The 2,563-nt window shown below is 74.9% G+C and carries 1 protein-coding gene and 1 pseudogene; both read right to left on the bottom strand.

What is annotated here, in order from left to right; translation table 11 throughout:
* Positions 1–451: pseudogene (locus C6N75_RS27465) on the bottom strand (pentapeptide repeat-containing protein); the annotation flags it as partial.
* Positions 452–537: 86 nt separating this feature from the next.
* On the bottom strand, positions 538–2,259 hold the full coding sequence (locus C6N75_RS27460; RefSeq protein ID WP_105871568.1) for a PucR family transcriptional regulator: 1,722 nt from the start codon (positions 2,257–2,259) through the stop codon (positions 538–540).
* Positions 2,260–2,563 lie beyond the last annotated feature (304 nt).

The raw sequence follows: 2,563 nt of genomic DNA, 5'->3' as shown, positions 1-2,563 counted from the left end.
CCTCACCGAGGCGCTGGAGCTGCCCGCCGCGCGCCCGCTCCACCTCGTCCCGCTTGGCGCGCAGTTCGGCGTGGAGCGGGCGCGCGGCGGGCAGCTCCAGCGCCTCGGTGAGGTGGCGCAGCAGTTCCTGAAGGTGGCGGACGACCGGGAAGACGGCGAACATCCGCCGGGCCGACGACGGGTCGCGCCGCCAGTCCCGGCCGCCGAAGGTGTGCCCGGAGACCTTCTGGCCCGCGCCGAAGCAGTCGTAGACGGTGCAGCCGGTGTAGCCGGAGCCCCGCAGCCGGTCGTGGATGCCGCAGCGGAAGTCGGACCGCAGATTGCCGCAGGGGGCGCCGGCCGGCTTGTCCGCGGCGAAGTCCGCCGAGGCGGTGAACGGCAGCGCCACGCAGCACAGTCCGAAGCAGTTCGCGCAGTCGCCGCGCAGCGCGCGATCGCCGGCGGGGAGCACGGGGAGGGCCGGGCGGCGCACGTCCGGCCCGGCGCCGGGGGAGGAGCCGGAGGGGAGTCGGTCGCAGGATCAGATCCGTCCGTCCGTCAGGACATCCGCAGGGCCAGGAAGAAGTCCAGCTTGTCCTCCAGCCGGGACAGGTCCCGCCCGGTCAACTGCTCGATGCGGCCGATGCGGTAGCGCAGGGTGTTGACGTGCAGATGGAGCCGGGAGGCGCAGCGGGTCCAGGAGCCGTCGCTGTCCAGGAACGCCTCCAGGGTGGGGATCAGCTCGGCGCGGTGGCGCCGGTCGTAGTCCCGCAGCGGGTCCAGCAGCCGGGCGGTGAAGGCGCGGCGCACGTCGTCCGGCACGAACGGCAGCAGCAGGACGTGCGAGGCGAGCTCGTGGTGGCCGGCCGCGCAGACCCGGCCCGGCCGGGCCGCCGCCACCCGGCGGGCGTGCCGGGCCTCCTCCAGGGCCCCGCGCAGCCCCTCGGCGGAGTGCACCGGGGCGCTCACTCCGAGGGTGAGTCGGCCGTCGTCGGCGAGTCCGGCGGACAGCGGGCCCTGCACGGCCGACAGCAGCACCTCGGCGTGCAGCCCGCTCCCGGCCGCGTCCGCGGCGGCCTCCGGGGCGTCCTCGCCGGGCTCCCGGGCTCCGCCCTCGGGGGCCGGGGCGGCGGGCAGCGGTACGAGGGCGATCGCCTCGTCACCGGTGTGGGCCACCGCGATCCGGTCGGCCGAGTCGGGCCCGGCGGTCGCGGGGTCGACCAGGACCTCCTCCAGGAGCGACTGGGCGACCGCGCCGGCCTCGACGCCGGGCGCGGACGGGGTGTCGCCCCACTCCACCCGGCCGACCACGACCTGCCAGTGCGGCGCGGCGCCCAGGCCCGGCAGCAGCACCGGGGCGGCCACCCGCAGCCGGGCGGCGATCTCGGCGGGCGGGGCGCCGGACTGCACCAGCTCCAGCACCTCCTGCGCCAGTCGGCGGCGTACCGTGCGGGCCGCGTCCCGGCGGTCGCGCTCCACGGCGATCAACTGGGTGACGCCCTGGAGCAGGTCCAGCCGGGCGGCCGGCCAGTCGCCGGCGTCCGCCTCGACGGCCAGCAGCCAGTCGGAGAGCACGGTGGCCCGGACGTCCCGGGTGGCGGCCGGGCCGCGGCCGGTGTTCCGGATCGGGAAGAGGGAGTAGGTGGTTCCGCCGACGGTGGCGCGGTGCGGTCCGCGCCGTCCGGTGCGGGTGGCGGCCAGGTGCTCGCCCGCCAGCAGGGCTCCGCGGTCGGCGGGCAGCTCGCCGCCGGCGCCCGCGATCCGGCGGCCCGTGGGGGACAGCACCCAGGCGTGAAGGTCCAGGTCGGAGCCGAGCAGGTCGAGTACGACCTCCGGGCCGCCGCCGGTCGGACCGGAGGTCATCAGCCGCCGGTGACGATCCACCACAGCGGCCAGGTCGCCGGCCCGCTCACCGGAGACCTGTCGAACGACGTACTCGGTGATGGTCGCGAATGCAACGGATTCATGCACGGCGAACAACGGAAGGTGATGGCGCAAACACGCCTGCACCAGGTCGTCCGGCACGGCCCCCAGCTCCGCCTCGCCGGCGGCCAGTCCGGCGACGCCGGCGCCGGTCAGGATGCGCACGAAACGCTCGGAGTCCTCGGCGTCCGCCCGCCAGGCCAGACCGGTGAGCACCAGCTCCCCACCGGACAGGTAGCGGCTGGGATCCCGCAGGTCGGTGGTCATCACCCCGCGCACGGTCCGGTCCAGTTCGTCCTCGCCGCCAAGCAGCCGCAGGCCCAGCGCATCGGTCTCCAGCAGTGCGCGCAGCCGCATGTCGTCGCCGCCGATCTGTTCTCGTAAGGGTCGTAAGGGTCCTGAAGGGGCCACGGAGTGTCTCGTTGTCGCCGGTGAGCTGTGGCCACCGTTTCCAGGGGGAAACGGAGAGGTTACTGCTCCGCGCCTTTCGTTCGAATCTACAAGACCGGAGGGGTGCCCAGCCAACTCCTTCATGGTTTCGGTGACTGCACCCGGTGCGGGGCCGCTGGGTGTACTTGCCCCACGACGGATGAACAGGACGTGAACTGCGACACGCCGGGCCGGCCGGCCCGGCGTGTCGCAGTTCACGTCCTGTTCATCC

It is taken from the genome of Streptomyces solincola (assembly GCF_002982015.1).
In the GTDB taxonomy this organism is placed as follows: domain Bacteria; phylum Actinomycetota; class Actinomycetes; order Streptomycetales; family Streptomycetaceae; genus Streptomyces; species Streptomyces solincola.
This window is presented reverse-complemented; position numbering and strand designations above follow the sequence as displayed.